The organism is Candidatus Krumholzibacteriia bacterium (assembly GCA_030748535.1).
Taxonomy (GTDB): Bacteria; Krumholzibacteriota; Krumholzibacteriia; order JACNKJ01; family JACNKJ01; genus JASMLU01.
Window position 1 is genome coordinate 86,395 of record JASMLU010000002.1, and the last position, 20,242, is coordinate 106,636.

The window sequence follows — 20,242 nt, forward strand, 5'->3', positions numbered from 1 at the left end:
GTCCCCGGAGGTTTTTCATGAAACGGCTCTTTCTCCTTTTCGCTCTACTCTCTCTTTCTGCCCAGGCATACACACTTCCCGACAACGAGCCCTATCCCGAGAGGAAGGCGAAGAAGTTTGCCCGGGCCAACCGCACTGCTACGGCTCCCGCGATTGACGGGCTTCTTGATGAGGCCTGGTTGCAGGCCGACATTCTCGATGACTTCCAGCAGTTCAAACCCGTGGAAGATGCGGAGGCCTCATTCCGCACGGAAGTCCGCTTCCTCTACGACGACGAAGCGCTCTATGTCTTCTTTCGTGGCTACGACGACTCTCCGGATGAAATTATCGCCAACACAGGTCGGCGAGATGACGACCACAAGTCCGATGCCTTCTTCCTCTCTCTGGACTCCCGTCACGACCATCAGTCGTCCTATGCCCTTGGAGTCACGGCCGCCGGCGTTCAACTGGATCTGACGGTAAGCCACGATGAAGCCTTTGACCCAAGCTGGGATGGTGTCTGGGAATCGTCAGCACTCATCGATGAAGAAGGCTGGACGGCGGAAATGCGCCTGCCCTTCACCCTGTTTCGCTTTACGGAAAAGCCGGAGATGGTCTGGGGACTTCACCTCAAGCGGGATATTCCCCGCCTGCACGAAGAAATCCTCTGGATGAACCTCTATCGGGGGGAACCGGGCAATGTCTCCCGGGCCGGGCATCTCGTCGGACTCGATGGAATCCACTCCCCGCGAGCCTTTGAAATCCTGCCCTATTTTGCGGCCGGCCTATCCACAGAACCGGGGGAAGAAAAAGAGACGAACCTGCGAGCCGGGGTAAACCTGAAGTGGGGACTGAGTCCTGCAGTGACCCTCGATGCCACCGTGAATCCGGATTTCGGGCAGGTAGAGGCAGATCCTGCGGTTCTGAACCTGAGCGCCTACGAGACCTTCTTCCCCGAGAAGCGGCCCTTCTTCGTGGAGGGCAAGGACATCTTCGCCTTCAACGAACACCTGAACGCATTTCACAGCCGCCGAATCGGACGGGAGCCGGGATTTCTCGGCGAGGAACACTTCGAGGACGGAGACCGGGAGCTGTCCCGTCCCCAGAACACCACCATTCTGGGTGCGGCCAAGCTCACCGGAAAGTCGGAGCAGGGAATGGTGTTCGGGGTTCTGAGCGCAGTCACTGCCCGCGAGTTTGCCCTGGTGGAGGACTCCTTGGGCAGGGAACAAAGTCGTCTCATCGAACCCCTGAGTCACTACTTTGTCGGCAACATCGCCAAGGAGTTCAGCGAGGGACGCGCCCGCACCCGGCTTCTCCTCACCCATGCGGGAAGACAGGATGCCGATGACGCAGCGGGCTTCGGCTTTGGATCTTCCTGGCGCAGTGAAGACGGCTTCAGCAGCCTGGGCATTTCTCTCGTGGGAAGCGCCGTGGAGGACGAGGGAAAACTGGATCGCGGCATGGGTGGCAATGCCTGGGCTACAAGCGGCAACCGGAATTTCAACTTTGGCCTCTGGACCCATCACACCGGCCCCGGCCTGGAACTGAACGACCTGGGCTACCTTCGAAGAACTTCCGTAAGAGGACTGGGAATCTGGCTCACCGGTCTCTTCCATGAGCCCTGGAGCTTCTTCCGATCCGGTCGAAGCAATCTGGAGTTCAAGTATTTCAGCAACTGGGATGGACTTAAGCTGGGCAAGGATCTTGACCTGAACAGCCACCTGGAGTTTCTCAACTACTGGACCCTGAGCCTGAACCTTCACCATTCGGATGCCGGCTATGACGACATGGAAACCCGGGATGGCCCGGTGACCTGGTCGCCGGGAGGAAGAAGCCTGAGCTTTTCGCTTCACAGCGACCGGCGAAAGGACCTGACCTACCTGATCGGACACAGCCGCTCGCGAAACCATGAAGGAGGCGGAAGCACTTCCCTGAGCCTCGGATCCACGGTGCAGGCCGGAGACCGGGTCCGGGTGCACCTTTCAGGATCCTATTCCCGAACTCTGGACAAGTCACAGTGGATTGCAAATATCGAGACCGATGATCCGGACTTCGGGGATTCCGTGCAAGCCACCGGGGCCCTCTTTGCAGAACTGGAAAGCCGGATTCTGGATTTCAACCTTCGGGCCAACTACAGCTTCAACGAACACCTGACTCTGGAGACCTGGTTGCAGCCCTTCCTGGCCTGGGGTGACTACGGGCAACACCGGGAACTGGAGAAGGAGTACTGCGGGGACTATCTGGACTGGGCCGGTGACGATCTGGCCGGCGACTTCCTGATGAAGAGCTTCAACCTGAACGCCGTCCTGCGATGGCAGTATCGTCCCGGCTCGACTCTCTATTTGGTCTGGAGTCGAAGCCACTTCCTTTGGGACGAATGGGACGGGGACTTCGACCCTATGGAAGCCCTCCGCGACGATCTTCTCCTGAAGCCGGAAAACCGTTTCATGCTGAAGCTGAACAGCTGGATCGGCTGATTTGACATTCCCGGCAACTGAATCCAGACTTTTCCAGCAAGGAGAGTCTGATGCGCTGGCTATTGCTCACCATGTTGCTTCTGGCACTTCCCCTGCTTCCGATGAGATCTGGGCAGAGGTGCAGGGTCACACCGTAAACCTCTTCCATCTCGCTAGCAGTTGGCAATGCGCGGCCGAGATCGAGGTTTCGATTGTTTTCGGGAACCCCCGGATCGAGCTTTATGAATACGACACGGGAGATCCGGCTGACTGCTACTGCGACTTTGATCTCCGCTTCGACTTCGAAGTCCCTGATCCCGGAAGCTACCTTCTGGAAGTCTGGAAAGAGACGGGCCCGGCGACCTTCGTCCTGATGGCGGAAATCCCGATCCAGATCGAGGGACTTTTCGCCGGGCGAGAAGGCGTGGAGGTAGACCAGAGCCTCTGCGGTGGCTGGCCCACAGCGGTCCCCGAAGCCGGTCTCCTTTCCCTGGATTTCAGCACCCTGAAGAGTCGCTACCAGTTGTCCTTCTTTGGCTCGCAAGCTGTCCCTTTTCGGAGACAGACTCGCTCTGGCCCTGCAGCAAAGCGCAAGCCGAGACCCGGGTTTCAAGCTTCCAAGTACAGCAAACACAATGACTTACGATTTTCTAGGGAAAACCGGAACAACTGGCATCTCCCCTGCAATAAGCCCAGTGCAAGCAGGGGTAATTAGGGTAGCAAGCACGACTGACTGGCGTGCTTGCTATTTTTCTTTCCAGCCTTCACTCTCCCCCCGGAGGTGATTCCATGACCCACTTGCAGTTTCTCGAGCACTACCTATCCCAACGATCTCCCCTCATTTCTCTGGTCGAACTTGTCCCCGAGGACCGTCTTGAATGGAGCCCCGGAGACTCCTTCATGAAGATGAACCACCTGCTCTGGCATCTCGGCTCTACGGTGGAAAAAGATCTGCGGGCCGGAATCCTGAACGACTACACCATCTACGACAGGGACTCTGTGGCCAACCCCTCCGAAACGGTCGCCACGCTCAGGAAAGGCTTTGACGAGGTAGAAGATCTCTTTCAGGACCTTCCCGATGGCATCTGGCCAAACCGGGAAACGAATCCGCCCTGGATGAGCGAACCAATGGAGTTCTGGAGCTATTGCCAGCTCAGCGCAGATCATCTGAAAAATCACAAGATGCAACTCTTCAGCTACCTGAAGCTACTGGGCTATTCCGTCCACACGGAAACCCTCTACGATGGGAGTCTCGAAGGGGTGCTGGCTCCCTGAGTCCTTGAAATCATCGCCCCTGCGGACTACCTTCAGCCGAAGTTCACACTCTGGGAGGATTCATGTCCGAAGGTCTCGCGAAACAGGCGGAAGATTACTCGCGCTGGTATACCGATGTTGTCCAGAAGGCAGAACTGGCGGACTACTCGCCGGTAAAGGGCTCCATGGTCATTCGCCCTTACGGCTACGGCCTTTGGGAGAACATGCAAAAGGACCTGGATCGACGCTTCAAGGAAACCGGTCATGTCAACGCCTACTTCCCCATGCTCATTCCCGAGAGCTTCCTGAAGAAAGAAGCCGAGCACGTGGAAGGATTTGCACCGGAACTGGCGGTGGTCACCCACGGCGGCGGGAAGAAACTGGAAGAGCCCCTGGTCATTCGTCCCACCAGCGAAACCATCATCTGGGACATGTATCGCAAGTGGATCCAGAGTCACCGCGACCTTCCTCTCCTGATCAACCAGTGGGCCAATGTCGTTCGCTGGGAAATGCGCACCCGCCTTTTCCTGCGCACCACGGAGTTCCTCTGGCAGGAGGGCCACACGGCCCACGCCACGGCGGAAGAAGCCGAAGAGGAAACCCTTCGCATGCTGGATGTCTATGCCGATTTTGCCGAAAACGAGATGGCCATGCCGGTGGTCAAGGGACGCAAGACCGAGCGCGAGAAGTTCGCCGGAGCCGTTCGCACCTACAGCATCGAAGCCCTGATGGGCGACCTTCGCGGACTGCAGTCAGGAACCAGCCACAATCTGGGCCAGAACTTCGCCAAGGCCTTCGACGTTACCTACCAGGATGAACATGGCGAGCGCCAGCATGTCTGGGCCACCAGTTGGGGAGTTTCCACGCGACTGGTCGGGGGACTGGTCATGTGCCACGGAGACGATCAGGGCCTGATTCTCCCGCCCCGGCTGGCTCCCATCCAGACGGTGATCATTCCAATATACAAGAGCGATGAAGAGAGGGAAGCAACGGTCACGGAGGCAGAACGAGTGGCAGAAATCCTCCGGCAGGGAGGACTCCGCGTGCATATCGATGATCGCGACAACTTCAAGCCCGGCTGGAAGTACGCCGAATGGGAACTCAAGGGCGTGCCCCTTCGTCTCGAGATCGGGCCAAAAGATCTGGAGAAGAAGAGCGTCTTCAGTGCCAGACGGGATATCCGAAAGAAGGAAGCCCTTCCTGTGGACACGATTCTCGAATCCGTTTCCACGCTTCTTGAAACCATCCAGCGCGAAATGTTCGAGCGCGCCGACCAGTTCCGAAAGGACAACACCCGGCGGGTCGACAACTGGGAGGAGTTCAAGCAGGTTCTGGAAGAGAAGGGCGGCTACCTTTACGCCCACTGGGACGGCAGCACGGAAACGGAAGAGGCCATCCAGGACGAGACGAAGGCCACGATCCGCTGCATTCCTCTCGACGAGGATTACGAAGACGGTCTCTGCGTCTACAGCGGCAAGCCCAGCAAGCGTCGCGTACTCTTCGCCAAGGCTTACTAGAATCCGAAAGAGATCCCCGCGGGCTGCCACTTCGGCCAGTGCAGATGGATGCCGGTTTCGATATGCCCGTCCAGGCGATCCACTGCAAAAAACAGCCCGGGAGAGATCGGCCCCAGCTTGAGAACCCCCGGATACAGATTGAACTGCACGGTGTAGTTCTTTGTATTGGAAGCCATCAGCGAGGCCAGGAGCGAGCCGTTTCTGTCGTAGAATACACCGGCGCTAAAGGCCATTGTCAGGCCATAGGTTCCATTGAGAAGTTCCAGAATCTCGTCGGCCCGGAATCCGGCACCACAGGAAAAATAATCGCCATTGGGAAGTTCCCAGCTCAACCCGCCTTCTCCGTGGTGTCCGAAGTAGTAGAAGAAACTGGTCTTTTCCCAGAAGGAAGGCTTCCATTTCATCGAGAAGTTCTGGCCATTGTTCTGCAGGCTGCCTTGACGGAAGTTCAGGGAGGGCTGATAGGACCAGTCGCGCATGTTGAGAGTCTCGCCAAAGAAGCTGGCCACCCGGTCGGAGCTGAAAATAAAAGCTCCCAGAGGATCAAAGAAATAGAGGTCCGAGATCGGGTCACTCGTGTAGCCATCGTAAACCTGGGCTTCGACCACTTCGTTCACGAAGACATAGAGGAAGTAGGTTCCCAGGGACCAGGCACGGGGATGTTTGAATTCGTGATAGCGATACCACTCGTACATCAAGCGGGAACTGTAGCCTCCGCCGACCACATGAAGCATGTAGTTCGGCCAGAATCGCGCATCCTCCAGGCCGGTGCTGAAGGGTAGAATCTCCTTGCGAATGAAATTCCCCCAGCCCTCGGTTTCCTCGATCGCAGCAATCGGGTGCTTCAGGCTCATGATGAGCATGTCGTAGCTCAACTGGAAGTCGATGTCGGCAAATCGGTTGCTGCGATTACTGCTGAGCATGATGTCAAAACAGCCGTTGAGCAGCATCTGTGTGGGATGAATCAGGGACTCGCTCCCGTAGTCCTGAGCATGGTAGAGATAGTAGGGCTCCTCCTCGCTTGCAAAGAGCGGGGCGGCCATCAGGATCAGGACCAGAAATGCTTTCATCAGAACTCCGCGACGATTGGCAAAAGTGGCTCCCGGTTCCGGAAGCCACCACTTGCATTGAAACCTCTCGGGGAGATTTCGTCAAGACGCGAGACATCTTTGCTTCCGCGCAGCCCTCGCCTGCGATAGGCTTTCTGCATGCAAACGGCCCTCTTTATCCCCTGCTACATGGAAGCCCTGCGCCCCGAAGCCGGACTCGCAACAGCGCGCCTTCTGGATCACCTGAATCTGGACTGGGTCTATCCGAAGAAACAAAGCTGCTGCGGGCAGCCCATTCACAATGCAGGCTTCGAGGACCTGACACTCTCTGCAGCGAGGCACTTCCTTCGCTGTTTCGGGGAAGCAGAAGCGGTCATCGCCCCCTCGGCAAGTTGCATCTCCATGATCCGTCGCTACCCCGCCGTTCCCGGGCTTCGGGCAAAAGAGATTCCCTTGTTGGAGAGCCTTGGAAAGCGCAGCTTCGAACTTTCCGAATATCTGGTTCAGCAACTTGGTCTCTCCGACCTTGGCGCACGCTATGAGGCAAGGGTCTGCTATCAGGAAGGCTGTCAGGCTCTTCGGGAACTGGGTCTGAAGGATGAGGCTCTTCAACTCCTCCGCTCTGTTCAGGGCCTGGAACTTCTCGTACAGGAAGGGCAGGACTGCTGCGGTTTCGGAGGCCTCTTTTCCGCCAGGATGCCCGAGGTCTCTCTGGCTCTTGCCGACAGGCGACTGGATGCCATGAGAGAAGTGGACTGCGACACGCTTGTTCTCGGAGACCTGTCCTGCCTCCTTCATCTGGAAAGCCGCGCTCTGTATCGCAAGATTCCCTTCCGGGGGCTTCACCTTGCGGAAGTCCTTGCTGGAGGTCTGGAATGAGTGCCGGACGTTCCTTTCGAAAGCGGGCGAAGCAGGCTCTCTCCGACACAGGACTCCAGAACCGCCTGAGAGAAGCAACGACAAGAACCCTGGAGAAACGGGCAAGGCTCGTACGCGAGATTCCCGACTGGGAGGACAGCCGGAAGGCGGCGGCCCGAATCCGAAGGGAATCCCTTCGGCGGCACGATTCCCTGTACCGGCAAGCAAAGGAAAGTCTGGAGGCCCGGAGCTGCTTTGTCTACCGGGTCAGCGATGCCGAAGAGGCCCGCAAACTGGTTCTCGGGATCCTCGGACCCGAAGACCGGATTGTAAAGGGCAAGAGTATGCTCAGTGAAGAGATCGGGCTTCTCGATTATCTCCAGTCGAAGGGAAAGACCTGCCACGAGACCGATCTCGGAGAGTGGATTCTCCAGTTGCTCGGACAAAAGCCCAGCCACCTGACAGCCCCGGCCCTGCATCTGGACCGCAAGCAAATCGGCGACCTCTTTCGCAGAACCTTCCGCGAGCCGGAGGGCAATGATCCCGAAGAACTCACGGCAGTCGCTCGCCGGAGGCTTCGCCCCCACTTTCTGGGAGCAAGAGTGGGCATCACGGGTGCGAACTTTGTCTGTGCCGACTCCGGCCATCTTGTTCTTCTAGAGAACGAGGGAAACATCGGCTTGTCGAGTACCTTGCCTCCGCTTCACATCGCGCTGACGGGAATCGAGAAAATCCTGCCCGGGATTGAGGATCTGGACCCGCTCCTGCGCCTTCTGCCAGCCAGCGCCACCGGACAGAGGGCCACGGCCTATGTCTCCCTGCTGGGCGGGCCTGCTCTGGACGACTTAGGCCCCCGGGAGAGACATGTCATTTTCGTGGACAATGGGCGAAGCACCCTTCTTGGCCGTAGCGACTCGGAGGTGCTGGCCTGCATTCGCTGTGCCTCCTGTTTGAACATCTGCCCGGTTTACCGCCAGGTGGGCGGCCACAGCTACGGTTCCGTCTACCCGGGGCCCGTGGGCATACTGCTGGCTCCCTTCCTCGACAAGGGCAGAGAGCGACACGAGACCGGAAACAGCCTCTCGGATGCCTGCAGTCTCTGCGGAGCCTGTGCGGAAGTCTGCCCGGTGGAAATCCCCCTGCCGGAACTGATTCGGCAGGCCCGGGGAGAAAAGGCAGACGGTGCATTCCTGGCTCGCCTGCTTTCGACCCTGATCCCCCATCCCCGTCTCTTTCGTTTCTGGCTTCGGCTGCTGCTTCCCCTGATCAAGACCGCAAGAGGTCGAAAACTCTCGATTCCTTCCAGGAACATGAGGAAAGAACTCGGAAAGAAGAGGTTCTCATGAACCGGGAATTGCTCCAGCGCTTTGAGGAAAATGCCATCCAGTTCCGGGAACTGGAAAGCCGGGAGGAGATTCTCGACTTTGCGGGGGGAAGAGAAGCCGTGCGGGAAGGGGAGATTTCCTTTACCCTTGCCGAAGCTGTAATAATGGAAACAGGAAGCCTGGTTCTCGGGTCCCGTTTTCCCGGGGCGCGCCGGGCGGCCTTCCTTGCCGAAGAGCACCGCGCCCTTTTCCCCCGGGAGAACTGCTTTGAAAACCTCGCCGATTATCTGAAGAAAAGGGGAGTGCCGCCGGGGGACCTGACCCTGATCACCGGGCCCAGCAGGACCGCCGACATCGAGAAAGTGCTGGTTCTTGGAGCCCATGGCCCTCGACGACTGCTTCTCGCCAGCGCAGCCGGCGAACTGATTGAAGAGGTCTTTGGAGTGAAACCATGAAGAGCCTGCGCGGATGGTATCTCTATGACTGGGCCAACTCGGCCTTTGCCACCATCATTCTGGCGGCTCTCCTGCCGGTCTGGTTTGCCGAATCGGTAGTTCCCGAGGGTGGCATTCACGCCTTCGGTCTGCAATGGAGCGCGACCAGCCTCTGGGGCTACACTTCCGGACTCTCGGCACTGCTCGTCTTTTGCACGGCACCCTTTCTTGGAGCCATGGCAGATCTGGGAAACCGGAGACGGCGCTGGTTGATCGCCTTCTTCCTTCCGGGAAGCCTTGCCACGGTGGGTCTTTTCACTGCCCTCCCCGGCCGCGTGGCCTGGACACTCGCTCTCTACATGATCGCCTCCCTGGGTTTTGTCGCTGCCAACATCTTCTACGACTCCTTCCTTCCCCTGGTCGCGGATCCGCGGAACCGGGACCGGGTCAGCTCCCGCGGCTATGCCTGGGGCTACCTGGGCGGCGGACTTGCCTTTCTCATCGCCCTGCTTCTGGTCAGCTTTCATGAAAGTATCGGGCTGGAAAAAGGACTGGCTGTCCGCATTTCCCTCGCTCTGGCAGGTTTCTGGTGGGGCGGCTTCGGTCTTCTGGCCTGGAAGTGGATGGAAGAACCCGCGGGCGAAAAACCGGCCGGCTCCATCGCCAAATCGGCGCTCCGGCGAACCTTCTCCACCTTCCGTACCGTCAGCAGCAGACGCGCACTCGGTCTCTTTCTTCTGGCCTTTCTGTTCTACAATGATGGAGTGCAGACCGTCGTCAAAATGGCTTCGATCTACGGGAAGGAAGAACTGGGCCTTGCCACCGGCGACCTCATGGGAACTCTCCTCCTGGTACAGCTTCTGGGCATTCCCGGAGCTCTGCTCTTTGCCCTCTTCGCAGGAGTCATCGGGGCAAGAAAAGCGATCCTCTTCAGTCTTGTACTCTGGACTGTGGTGATTCTCTGGGCCTGGCGAATGGAAAGTGCCCGGGAGTTCTGGATTCTCGGAGCCATGGTGGGTCTCTGCCTGGGTGGAACACAGGCCCTGTCGAGAAGCCTCTTCTCCCGCTTCATCCCGGAAGGCAAGTCAGCGGAGTACTTTGGCTTTTATTCCGTTTTTGCGAAATTCAGCGCCGTTGCCGGGCCCATCCTCTTTGCCCTGATCCGACAGTTGACGGGAAGCTCCCGGCAGTCCATTCTTGCACTGCTCGTCTTCTTTATTCTGGGATTTTTCCTGCTTCTTGCTTCCGGAGAAGAAAGGGACCATGCCTAAACCCATCTACATGGACTACCAGGCAACAACCCCCGTGGATCCCGCGGTGCTGGAAGCCATGCTCCCCTGGTTCACCGAACAGTTCGGCAATGCCTCCAGCGGTCACAGCTTCGGCTGGCTGGCCAAGGAAGCCGTTGAACAGGCTCGTGGCCAGATCGCTGAGGCCCTCGGTGCCGGCCCGCGGGAGATTCTCTTCACCAGTGGAGCTACCGAGAGCGACAATCTGGCCATCAAGGGCGTGGCGGAAATGTACGAGAGCCGGGGTCGGCACCTGATTTCGGCCCCCACCGAACACAAGGCCGTTCTCGACACCTGCCTTGCTCTGGAGAAACGCGGCTGGGAACTCACCCTGCTTCAAACCGACATCGACGGCATGATCGACCTGGAGGAACTCCGAAAGGCCATCCGGGAGGACACGGTGCTGGTTTCCCTGATGGCCGTGAACAATGAGATCGGGGTGATTCATCCGCTGGAGGCCATCGGCGCCATCACCCGCGAAAAGGGAACCCTCTTTCATGTCGATGCGGCCCAGGGCTTCGGAAAGATTCCGCTTGATGTAGATCGCATGAATATCGACCTGCTCAGCCTGTCCGGGCACAAAATCTACGGTCCGAAGGGAGTCGGGGTTCTCTATGTCCGCGGGCGAAATCCCCGGGTTCGCCTCAGCGTGCAGATGCATGGCGGTGAACAGGAGGGCGGCTTTCGCTCGGGGACTCTCGATGTCCCGGGAATCGTGGGGCTGGCCGAAGCCACGCGCCTCTGTCTTGAGGAAATGGAAAGCGAAACGGAAAGACTCAGGGCACTTCGAAACCGATTTCTCGAGCGGGTTCTCTCCGAGCTGGACGATGTCCACCTCAATGGGCATTCCGAGGAGAGGGTGGCCGGCAACCTGAATCTCAGCTTCGGCAAGGTGCAGGGAGATGCACTACTCATGGGCCTTCGGGGAGTTGCCGTTTCCAGCGGAAGCGCCTGTGTCAGCACGAACGTGGGGCCCTCCTATATTCTCCAGGCCATTGGACGGGAAACGGATCTGGCCCGCTCTTCCCTTCGCATCGGATTCGGACGCTACTCCACCGAAGAGGAAGCAGACGAGGTTTGCGCGCGACTGATTGAAACCGTCCAGAAACTCCGCAGTAGCAGGATGGGCGGACAGACAGAAAGCGAGGAATGATGGCTCGGGTTCTATTTCTTCCTGACAATATCGAGGTCGAAATCGAGGAGGGAGACAGCATTCTGGATGCTGCGGAATCCTTCGACCTCCCCCTCTCGCACAAGTGCGAGGGGAAGGGGCGCTGCGGAACCTGTCATGTGATTCTGGAGGAAGGCCTGGATGAAGTTCCGGAAATGAGTCCGGAAGAAGAAGACACGCTCGATGGAGTGCCGGACCTGAGCCTGCAGAGCCGCCTGGCCTGCCAGGCAAAGCCCCGGGGTGCGATCGTGGTCAGCATTCCCGAAAGCAGCCGGGAAGACTAGTCCAGGGCCCTCAGTCCTTGTGCCGCAGACAGGTGATCCGGGGAGACTCTCAATATCCCTTCAAACTCCTTCCGGGCCTCTTCCTTGTCGCCCATCATGAGCAGTGCCCAGCCAAGACCCGAGTGAAGATCCTGGTCGGAAGGATAGAGAGACAAGAGCTTTCGGTAGCTTGTTTCGCTCTGCGGATAGCGACCCAACTGGTACTGGGCAGAGGCCATTCGCGATAAAGCTGTGTAGTTTCCGGGATCCCTTTCCAGGACCGCCTTGCAGGATTCGATAACATCCAGCCATTGCCTCTGGGCCATCAGGGGAAGGGTCCTCCCGAGCAGAGCTTCCACCGAAGCACTTTCCCTCTCTGCTGCCCTGCGATAGTAGGCCGCCGATTCTGAATAGCGCCCGCAGAGATACAAGAGCCAGCCCAATCGCATTTCCACGAAGTAGCCGCCCTCTCCCAGTTCCCGCAGGGTGTCCATGGTTTCCATGGCATTGAGATACTCCCCAGCGTTCTCCTGGGTATAGGAGAGCCGATAGAGATCACTGGCCGTGTCCGCCTGGGCGGAAAAGGAAACCGCCAGTACCAGCAATAGAAGCAAGCCCTTCATCATTCACCTCGGGGTCCAAGGGTCAGGCCAAGACTGAAGAGTCCGGCCTCGCTGTATTCTTCCACATGGTAATCGTTCACCCAGTCACTGGCATAGACCCAGTACTGTGTATCCTGCATGCGACTCCACTGGTAGGAGGCGTAGAAACGAAATACGCCCTTCTTCCACCCTGTCTCAAACCAGGCCGAAGACAGAATGTCCTGGGAGATGTTCCAGGCCGCCGAAGACAGGGGACGCAGGGGGCGAATCTCGCGACCCTTTCTTGCTCCCAAAGACAACCAGCGGGTCTTGCCGATCCAGGAGACGCTCAACTCCAGGTTCAGGAAAGGGGTTCCTGTGCAGTCAGAAATACTGGCCAGAGGTCGCAGCCGGAAAGAGTCATGGGACAAGAGTCTCGCCACATCCACCTGAAGATAGCGATCCTCCCCGTAGCGGGAATAGGCGCAATCCAGGCGAAAGCCCGTATCCCGGTGGTCCATGCTGAAGACGGCGATGTGCCCGCTTTCGTCTCCTTCCGTGATGATGCGGGTCGGGAATTGCCCTCGGGCCTTTATTTTTCCCGCCTGGAAGTCGGTTCCCGGGTTCAGTCGAAGAAGATGACCCTGATTCGCTAGGCATCAAGATACCCCCGCCCGTCGGCGGGGGTTTCCCTTCGAATTCAATCGTAGCCTTTCCGGTCACTGCCTAGGGCAGAAGTACCATCTTGCCGCTTCTCTGTTCTCCCCCCGAAGTGATCCGGTAGAAGTACAGGCCCGCAGCTTGGCCCTCCCCTGAGCGATTCCGGCCATCCCAGTCCACCCGGTTTTCTCCGGCCTCACAAACCTCGTTCAGCAGGACACGGAGTTCCCGTCCCCGAATGTCATAGATGGCCACTCGTGCCTGCCCGGCTTCCTCCATCTGGAAACGAATCGTGGTTTTCGGGTTGAAAGGATTTGGATAGGAAGCATGGCTGCGAGCATAGGCAGGATCCCCCGCAGAGGAAACCACCATGCCGGCCAGATCAAAGTAGCCGTTCGTCACAGAGATAATCGTAAAGTCGTTCGGGTCGGCCATCGCGCCGTAGAAGGTACCCCGTAAAGCCGTGTCACTGGCCTCTTCCAGAGAAACCACACCGGAGGTTCCAAAGAACTTGTGATCGGCCACGATGCCGTCAATCCAGGCTCCCAGATCCGAGGGATCCTCGGGAACCGTGAAATTGCTCACACGGTCGAAGAAGGCGTACCCGGCCATGAAATCCGTGACATCAATCGCATAGTCTCCCGGCTCAAAGTTGTCTGCGTCTGTTCTCAAAAAGAGAGCAGCAACATTCACCGTGGAATCAGGATTCAGGATTGCAGCAACACAGTAGGTCACAAGGGTGTCTGCATAGACCATCTTCGACCCGCCCACGCTCTCGGTATGCCCATCCGGCCAACCGGTTTCGGGATCAAACATGGGCCCGGAAGCGAAGAAACTCCCATCGTAGCCGCCCCAGGGCCACTGTTCATAATCGAAGGCATAGGCACCTTCGTAGTAGACCACCTCGGCACTGGCCGAGAAGGCGAGGAACAGGGCAAAAAGAAGAAGCAGGAATCTGGATGACATCAAAAACCCCCCTGCGGTATAGAGATCTTTTCTCAATGATTATACCATAGGGGGGATATTCGTCAAACTAGGGAAGCAATACCATTTTCCCGGATACTACTTCTTGAGGGGTCCAGACCCGGTAAAGGTAAACTCCCGCAGGCTGTTGCAGACCACGGTGATCAAGGCCTGTCCAGTCGAGGCTCACCTCGCCGGCCTCCCGCAGGGAATCCTCGAGCAGGAGAAGTTCACGGCCCGCCGTGTCATAGACACTGACCCGCACCCGGCTCGCCTCTTCCAGTGAGAAGGAGATCCGGGTCTTCGGATTGAAGGGATTGGGGAAGTTGCCATGACGGAGAAGGAGAGCCGGAGCCTCTTCCACGCCGGTCTCGGAAACCGGCATCCCCACAAGATCGAACACTCCATTGGTGATGCTAATGATCGTGAAGTCGTTCGGATCGGCCATCGCGCCGTTGAAAGTACCGCTGAGAGCTGTTTCGTCGATAGCGTCTAAGACGATATTGCCGGAGGTTCCGAAGAACTTGTGCGAAGCATCCAGACTGGTGATCCAGGCAGCCATGTCATCATCTTCGGAAGGAATGGAAAAGTTCGTCACATCATCGAAGAAGGCGAACTCGGTCATGAAGTCCGTAGCATCAATGGGATAGGTGCCCGGAGAGAAAGATCCTCCCGCTGTCCGCAGGAAGAAGGCACCCACATCCACCGTGTCATCCGCATTGAGAATCGCGCCATAGGCCCAGACAGTCAGGGTGTCCGAAAAGACCTCCCTGCGCCCTCCCACGCTCTCGGTGATTCCATCTTCCCAGCCCACGGCAGGGTCCATGATCGCACCGGCGACACTATGGGAACCGTCATAGGATCCCCAGGGCCACTGCTCATAATCGAAGGCGATACTGCCTTCGTAGTATACTACATCGCTGGCAAGAGCCTGAAACGACAGGGCAAAGAGACTCAATAGAAACAGCCGAAAACATACCGATCGCATAGGATTCCCCCTTGAGTAAGGCCATGGCTGAATTGATGCATTATACCTTGAATGTGGGGGCTTTGAAAAGGGGATTCCCAAAATGCCCGACTCTGCCCACAATTTCCTCATATTCCCTTCTTTTCCGGAATCCTTCCCTGTGCTATGGATCATAAAGCTATGAAAGCACTTCGACTTTTAATGATCTTGGGGCTCTTCCTTCTGGCCTGCGGCCTGGAGGTGGGAGAACTTCCCGAAAACGACCTCCCGGTTCCCGGGGAAATCGTACTCAGTTCCCTGAGCCCGGAGCCTCTCGACACGCTTCGACTCAGCGTGGAGGCCGAGGATCCCGACGGAGATCCGATCTTCTTCCGCTGGTACGAGGACGCAGGTCTGGGAAGCTGGATGGATGGTGAATACGCCGACTCGGTGGTTTACTGGATTGCGCCATCCTCCTTCGATGGCATCGACTCCCTGCAGTTCACGGTGAAGGTCTACGATTTCGACCTTCAGAACTCTTCCATTGCCACGGCGTCCATCCCGCTGGGAACCCGCTACGGAAGCCTGCGAGTCCTCTTGCGGGATCTGCAAGGACTTCCGGCAGAAGTGGATTCTCTGGCGATCACCGGCGGAGACACTCTGCAGGGGCCGGGCTCGGAGTTCTTCATCGACTCCCTTCCCTGGGGACAACAGAGCGCCTTCAGTTTCCAGACGGATGCCTATTATGGATGCACGGATCTCTATCCCGGCTATCCCGACACGGTGTTCATCGTGGCCGACACGGAAAACGAACTGGTCCTGACCCTCGCTCCCCGAAGCCTGATTCTGATCCCCGGAGTTCTGTCCGCGGGCGAAAGCGACACGCTGCTGACCACGCCGCAACAGGGCATCGACTGGGCAGAGGCCCAGGGAATCGACACCCTGATGCTCCGGGTTCAGGACTACTATCTCGAAGCCCAGAGCCCTGAAAACGCTGCTCTGGTTCTGGACGAAAGGGACCTGCTCATCCGACCCTTCCCCGGACAGGGTCCCCTGCTTCTTGATGCAGGCGAAGCGGGCTGTCTCTACGGCTTTTATCTGAAGGGTCGAAGCGTGGACTGCCGGATTGAGAACATCGTCATGCAGAATGCCATCGATGCCGCCGTCTATCTGCAAGAGTCATCGGCAAGTCTCGATTCCCTGCTTCTTACAGGATCCTCCAAGGGAATTACCTTCCACGGCTCCGGGGAAGACCGTCTGGTTCTTCGTGGTGTCAGTATCCGGAATAATGATTACGGAATCTATCAGGACGGAGGCACTCTGGATGCCGAGGGTCTTTTGATTGCCGAACACCGATGGTACGGTCTCTGGAGCGAGAATGCCGCCCTGACCCTTGATCACCTGAGCGTTCTGGAAAGCGAGGTGGCTGGGCTGATTCTGGAAAACTCCAGCAACTGCGTTCTCTCGAGCTCTATCCTGGCCGGGAATCTCACGGGAATCTTCCTCCCTCCCGAAGATCCGGGAGCCTCCCCGCTGCTTGACTGCTGCCTCTTCTTCGACAATGAAAGCGACCTCGAGGGCGCGGTCTCCGAAGGAAGTGATCCCGTGTATGAGGATCCTCTCTTCTGCGACCCGGAGTCCGGAGACTGGCGCGTGGATCCCGAGGGCCCGGCCCAGGCGGGCAGCTGTGGCTCCATCGGCGCACTCGGCACTTGTGAATCCCGCGGGGGAGGTTTCTGATGAGAGCTCTCTGGCTTCTCCTGATTGCCCTCGCTGCTTCGGCAGACTATGTGGACCCCTGGGGTCTTCCCTCAGGAAGCGACTCTCTGGAGGTCGCCACGCTTGATTCCATTCAGAACGGAAGCACCGTGGAAGGCTTCGACTTTTTCACTGGAACAAGCAGGAATGCCCCCTATCTGGATTTCATCTTCGGAAAAGAGGTGGACCTGCTCCCTGTGGAACTCGCCCCGGGTTCCGTCTATCTGCGGGCACCCGAAGGAGAGGATTTCTACGACCGGGCACTCATTGCCAGAGCTGATGCCGGCTTCACAGATCTGGAGTCGGTCGCGTCCATGGAGGATGTGGAACTGGGAGCGCTGGCCGAAGCGGAAGAAGACGGAATCTACCTCTTGCTCCAGATTCGTGAAGGTGAGAGCCCGGAATCCACGGCCGTGAAGTTTCAGGTAAAGAGCCTGGATGAAAACACGCTGGTTTTTGACTGGGTGTTTCAGCCGAATGGAACGATGGACTTCATCCCCAGCAGTCTTCGGTCAGGCAGCTTCAGCGAAATCAAGGCTCTCTACTAAAGCTCCTCTCCCTGACGGCGCTCGGATTCCCGGCGAATCGTCCAACCCTGCAAATCCGAGTACTCGAGAAGAGGCACGGAGATCTTGCGACTCAGGCCAAGGTGCCTGCCCACTTCGCCCACGCTCAGCACCTCCGCAGCAGCGAATAGCTCGCGGAGTCCCTTGCGAAAAATGTCTAGAGACTCGCAATGGATCAGCAGGCCTTGGCTGATTCGGATCAGTTCTCCCTGCTCGATCAACCAGGACAAAAGGTCGGGAACTGCGTCTTCGGAAAACCCGGCCTCCGCAAAACGCTCGACTCCGGGGGCCTGAAGCCCGGCGTTTTTCCATTCCTCCAGAAGTGGCTTGAGCAGGGTAAGTGTGCGCTCGTCCGGCTCGGGATCTGCAGAATCCACGCGCAGGGACTCCTTGCGAAGCCGCAGCAGTCCCCTGTCCTTAAAGTCTTCCAGAATGCGGTTGAAGCTTGCGGGCGGCAGAGAGGGCGCAAGAGAGGACCTCAGGCTTTCGCGGGAAGGTCCCCAGGCAAGCGGTCGCTTTTCTGCAGACTCCCGGGCCATTTCACCGATGCGACTATGAAGTTGCTGCAGCTCGTTTTCATGGTAGTAGCTCTTCCCGAGCTTGCGGATCCGCTCCTTGTCGAGAAGCTCGCGGAGGGTCTCCGCCCCGCCGTAGTGATCCGCAAGTTTGAGGGCCTCATTCTCCCGGAGTCCTTCAAGGCCGGTCTCCCGAATCTGCCCTTCGAGAATCTCCCCGGGATCTCCCTTTTCCAAGAGAGCCAGGGCATCCAGATCGCGGCTTCTGGCGTGGCGTCTTTTGGGAGCATCGCTCTCGAGAATGCTGGCACCGGCGACGGTTCTCATTGGGGAGTAGAATCTCAGTATCACACGATCCCCCACGGCTCCTACCGCCGCTTCCTCCAGCCGGGCCTGGGCCAGACATTCCGCACCGGGCTCCAGTTGATCACAATCCAGAAGCTGAAGCCTGCCGAGTACTTCCCTGGTTCCAAAGTGGAAACGGATCCTGCTGCGTTGCCGAAGGGCTCGGGGATTGGAGGCCAGAGCCTGAACACGAAGACTGAACATGTGAGAACTTGTCAGGGAGTCGGGGCTGGCAAGAACTTCCCCCCGCTCGACTTCATCATGCTTGACTCCATGGAGAGCCAGTGCCGTGCGCTGCCCTGCACGGGCCTCCTTGCAGGCCTGATCATGCACCTGAATCCCGCGCACCCGCACCGGTTTTCCCGAAGGCAGGATCTCCAACTGCTCCCCTTCCGAGACACTGCCACTCCAGGTCGTGCCGGTCACCACCGTCCCCATCCCGCTGACCGAGAAGATTCGGTCAATGGGCATCCGATAGGCACCGCCACTTTGGCGTTCGGGAAGTTCTGCCGCAATGCTGGAGAGGGTCTCCCGGAGTTCCTCCACTCCTTCGCCCGTCTCCGAGGAAACCAGCACAAGCGGAGCCCCCGCAAGAGATGTGGACTCGAGAAACTCGCTGACTTCCTCGGCGGCCAGTTCGGCCAGTTCCCTTTCCACGAGATCCAGTTTGCTGAGCGCAACTACCGCCCGGCTCACTCCCAAAAGGTCGAGGACCTCGATATGCTCGCGGGTTTGCTGCATCACGCCCTCATCGGCGGCCACGACCAGCAGGGCCAGGTCCACGCCTCCGGCGCCAGCCACCATGGTGCGGACGAACTTCTCATGGCCGGGAACATCGACGATGCCGGCCCGGACATCGCCCAGGTTCATGGTGGCAAAACCCAGTTCAATCGAAATCCCTCGCGCCTGTTCCTCCTTCAGGCGGTCCGTGTTGGTTCCCGTGAGTTTGCCGATGAGGCGGGTCTTGCCGTGATCCACATGACCGGCCGTGCCGATGATCAGGTGCTTCACTCCTCCTCCTTGCGAAGGATGCGGGCGCCCAGGGACTGGAGCTTGGCCTCGATTTGATCGTAGCCGCGATCAATGTGATAGATCCGGCTGATGCGGGTTTCTCCCTCTGCGGCACAGGCGGCCAGCACCAAAGCGGCGCTGGCTCTCAGATCCGTGGCCATGACGGGCGCGCCCTGAAGCTTCTCGACCCCGGTGACTACGGCCACATTGCCGTCGAGGCGGATTTTCGCTCCCAGGCGACGCAGTTCCGCGACATGGGTAAAGCGATCGAGATAGATCGTTTCGGTCAGCGTGCTGATGCCATCGGCCAGAGTACAGGCAGCCATGACCTGCGCCTGCATATCCGTGGGAAAGCCCGGATAGGGTTCGGTGACCAAGTCGACAGGCTTCATGCGAGTACTGCCATCCACTTCAATGAAGTCCTCGCCAACTTCCATTTCGAGGCCGGCCTGCCGAAACACATCCAGCAGCGCGGACTGTTCGGAGGGAATACAGCCTTCCACGCGAATCCTGCCGCGAGTAATCGGTGCGGCGGCCAGATAGGTTCCCACCTCGATGCGATCCGGGGGAACCTCGCAGTCCAGTGGATCGAGGGACTCCACGCCCCGGACAAGCAATGTCCCCGTTCCGATGCCCTCGATCTTCGCTCCCATGGCCACCAGGTTTCGGGCCAGACATTCCACATCGGGCTCGCGGGCGGCATTGTGAATGCGAGTCTCTCCGCGCGCCAGCACGGCGGCCATCAGAATGTTCTCGGTAGCTCCGACACTGGAAATGCGAAACTGAACCTCACCACCTTCCAGCCTTCCGGAATCGGGACAGCGGGCATCAATGTAGCCGTGGTCCAGATCGATGCGGGCTCCCAGAGCCCGAAGACCCTCGAGGTGAAGATCCACAGGGCGGGGACCCCAGGCGCAGCCTCCGGGCAGGCTCACGCGAGCCTCCCCGAAACGGCCTAGAAGGGGACCGAGCACCGTGATCGAAGCCCTCATGGTCTTGACCAGTTCATAGGGAGCTTCCCGGCAGGGAATGTCCCGGGCATCGATGCGAAGGCGATCGCCTGAGAAATCACAAGACGCGCCAAGAGTCTCCAGAACCCGGATCAGGGTATTTACATCCCGAAGCCGGGGCACAGACCTCAGTTCGCTGACCCCTTCGGAGAGGAGCGCGGCACACATCAGCGGAAGCGTGGAGTTCTTCGAACCCCCGGGGCGCAGTCGGCCCTCGAGTGCTACCGGTCCTTCAATGAGAAACTGTTCCATGATTCATCTCCCGGGGAAAAACTAGCAGTTCCGGGAG

The 20,242-nt window shown here is 58.5% G+C and carries 20 protein-coding genes; 12 read left to right on the plus strand and 8 right to left on the minus strand.

All coding sequences use genetic code 11. The annotated features are described in order from the left end of the window. Positions 1-17: 17 nt before the first annotated feature. Entirely contained in the window at positions 18-2,459 is a 2,442-nt protein-coding gene (locus QGH30_04325) for a DUF5916 domain-containing protein (protein ID MDP7021562.1), read from the plus strand. Here QGH30_04325 and QGH30_04330 read toward each other — a convergent pair. After that, positions 2,428-2,982 carry a hypothetical protein gene (locus QGH30_04330; GenBank protein MDP7021563.1) on the minus strand — a complete coding sequence of 185 codons (555 nt, stop codon included), beginning with the start codon at positions 2,980-2,982 and terminating at the stop codon, positions 2,428-2,430. The two genes, QGH30_04325 and QGH30_04330, sit on opposite strands and share 32 nt — an antisense overlap. Positions 2,983-3,227: 245 nt before the next feature. On the opposite strand from QGH30_04330, the gene QGH30_04335 reads away from it, so the two are divergent. After that, positions 3,228-3,713 carry a DinB family protein gene (locus QGH30_04335; GenBank protein MDP7021564.1) on the plus strand — a complete coding sequence of 162 codons (486 nt, stop codon included), beginning with the start codon at positions 3,228-3,230 and terminating at the stop codon, positions 3,711-3,713. Between the two features lie 62 nt (positions 3,714-3,775). Then, complete coding sequence (gene proS, locus QGH30_04340; protein MDP7021565.1) at positions 3,776-5,209, plus strand: proline--tRNA ligase; 1,434 nt, start codon at positions 3,776-3,778, stop codon at positions 5,207-5,209. On the opposite strand, the gene QGH30_04345 is transcribed toward proS, so the two are convergent. Beyond that, positions 5,206-6,279 (minus strand): hypothetical protein, encoded by a 1,074-nt coding sequence (locus QGH30_04345; GenBank protein ID MDP7021566.1) that lies wholly within the window; start codon positions 6,277-6,279, stop codon positions 5,206-5,208. The genes proS and QGH30_04345 overlap by 4 nt on opposite strands. A gap of 138 nt (positions 6,280-6,417) precedes the next feature. On the opposite strand from QGH30_04345, the gene QGH30_04350 reads away from it, so the two are divergent. The 6 genes from QGH30_04350 to QGH30_04375 are packed head-to-tail and all read left to right on the plus strand — an operon-like array spanning position 6,418 to position 11,619. Beyond that, complete coding sequence (locus QGH30_04350; protein ID MDP7021567.1) at positions 6,418-7,137, plus strand: (Fe-S)-binding protein; 720 nt, start codon at positions 6,418-6,420, stop codon at positions 7,135-7,137. Next, a complete protein-coding gene (locus tag QGH30_04355) occupies positions 7,134-8,462 on the plus strand; it encodes a lactate utilization protein B (GenBank protein MDP7021568.1) in 1,329 nt (442 codons plus the stop codon). The genes QGH30_04350 and QGH30_04355 overlap by 4 nt, the downstream gene beginning before the upstream one ends. After that, positions 8,459-8,896 (plus strand): LUD domain-containing protein, encoded by a 438-nt coding sequence (locus QGH30_04360; GenBank protein MDP7021569.1) that lies wholly within the window; start codon positions 8,459-8,461, stop codon positions 8,894-8,896. Before QGH30_04355 ends, QGH30_04360 begins: the two co-directional genes overlap by 4 nt. Then, positions 8,893-10,146 (plus strand): MFS transporter, encoded by a 1,254-nt coding sequence (locus QGH30_04365; GenBank protein ID MDP7021570.1) that lies wholly within the window; start codon positions 8,893-8,895, stop codon positions 10,144-10,146. The genes QGH30_04360 and QGH30_04365 overlap by 4 nt, the downstream gene beginning before the upstream one ends. Then, a complete protein-coding gene (locus tag QGH30_04370; GenBank protein ID MDP7021571.1) occupies positions 10,139-11,317 on the plus strand; it encodes an IscS subfamily cysteine desulfurase in 1,179 nt (392 codons plus the stop codon). The genes QGH30_04365 and QGH30_04370 overlap by 8 nt, the downstream gene beginning before the upstream one ends. After that, complete coding sequence (locus QGH30_04375) at positions 11,317-11,619, plus strand: 2Fe-2S iron-sulfur cluster-binding protein (protein MDP7021572.1); 303 nt, start codon at positions 11,317-11,319, stop codon at positions 11,617-11,619. Before QGH30_04370 ends, QGH30_04375 begins: the two co-directional genes overlap by 1 nt. On the opposite strand, the gene QGH30_04380 is transcribed toward QGH30_04375, so the two are convergent. Both QGH30_04380 and QGH30_04385 read right to left on the minus strand, forming a co-directional pair. Continuing rightward, a complete protein-coding gene (locus tag QGH30_04380) occupies positions 11,616-12,221 on the minus strand; it encodes a tetratricopeptide repeat protein (protein MDP7021573.1) in 606 nt (201 codons plus the stop codon). The genes QGH30_04375 and QGH30_04380 overlap by 4 nt on opposite strands. Beyond that, positions 12,221-12,700: a hypothetical protein gene (locus QGH30_04385; GenBank protein ID MDP7021574.1), complete on the minus strand. Its 480-nt coding sequence runs from the start codon at positions 12,698-12,700 to the stop codon at positions 12,221-12,223. The genes QGH30_04380 and QGH30_04385 overlap by 1 nt, the downstream gene beginning before the upstream one ends. Between QGH30_04385 and QGH30_04390 the strand changes: the two genes are divergently transcribed. Continuing rightward, the gene (locus QGH30_04390) at positions 12,692-12,835 is read left to right on the plus strand and encodes a hypothetical protein (GenBank protein MDP7021575.1); all 144 of its coding nucleotides are present in this window, start codon (positions 12,692-12,694) and stop codon (positions 12,833-12,835) included. The two genes, QGH30_04385 and QGH30_04390, sit on opposite strands and share 9 nt — an antisense overlap. Positions 12,836-12,905: 70 nt before the next feature. On the opposite strand, the gene QGH30_04395 is transcribed toward QGH30_04390, so the two are convergent. Next, the gene (locus QGH30_04395; protein MDP7021576.1) at positions 12,906-13,805 is read right to left on the minus strand and encodes a T9SS type A sorting domain-containing protein; all 900 of its coding nucleotides are present in this window, start codon (positions 13,803-13,805) and stop codon (positions 12,906-12,908) included. A gap of 67 nt (positions 13,806-13,872) precedes the next feature. Then, the gene (locus QGH30_04400; GenBank protein MDP7021577.1) at positions 13,873-14,790 is read right to left on the minus strand and encodes a T9SS type A sorting domain-containing protein; all 918 of its coding nucleotides are present in this window, start codon (positions 14,788-14,790) and stop codon (positions 13,873-13,875) included. 159 nt (positions 14,791-14,949) lie between these two features. On the opposite strand from QGH30_04400, the gene QGH30_04405 reads away from it, so the two are divergent. Beyond that, positions 14,950-16,488: a hypothetical protein gene (locus QGH30_04405; protein ID MDP7021578.1), complete on the plus strand. Its 1,539-nt coding sequence runs from the start codon at positions 14,950-14,952 to the stop codon at positions 16,486-16,488. Continuing rightward, entirely contained in the window at positions 16,488-17,054 is a 567-nt protein-coding gene (locus QGH30_04410) for a hypothetical protein (protein ID MDP7021579.1), read from the plus strand. The genes QGH30_04405 and QGH30_04410 overlap by 1 nt, the downstream gene beginning before the upstream one ends. Here QGH30_04410 and selB read toward each other — a convergent pair. Both selB and murA read right to left on the minus strand, forming a co-directional pair. After that, complete coding sequence (gene selB, locus QGH30_04415) at positions 17,051-18,943, minus strand: selenocysteine-specific translation elongation factor (protein MDP7021580.1); 1,893 nt, start codon at positions 18,941-18,943, stop codon at positions 17,051-17,053. The two genes, QGH30_04410 and selB, sit on opposite strands and share 4 nt — an antisense overlap. Continuing rightward, positions 18,940-20,205 carry a UDP-N-acetylglucosamine 1-carboxyvinyltransferase gene (murA, locus tag QGH30_04420; protein ID MDP7021581.1) on the minus strand — a complete coding sequence of 422 codons (1,266 nt, stop codon included), beginning with the start codon at positions 20,203-20,205 and terminating at the stop codon, positions 18,940-18,942. The genes selB and murA overlap by 4 nt, the downstream gene beginning before the upstream one ends. Between the last annotated feature and the right edge of the window lie 37 nt (positions 20,206-20,242).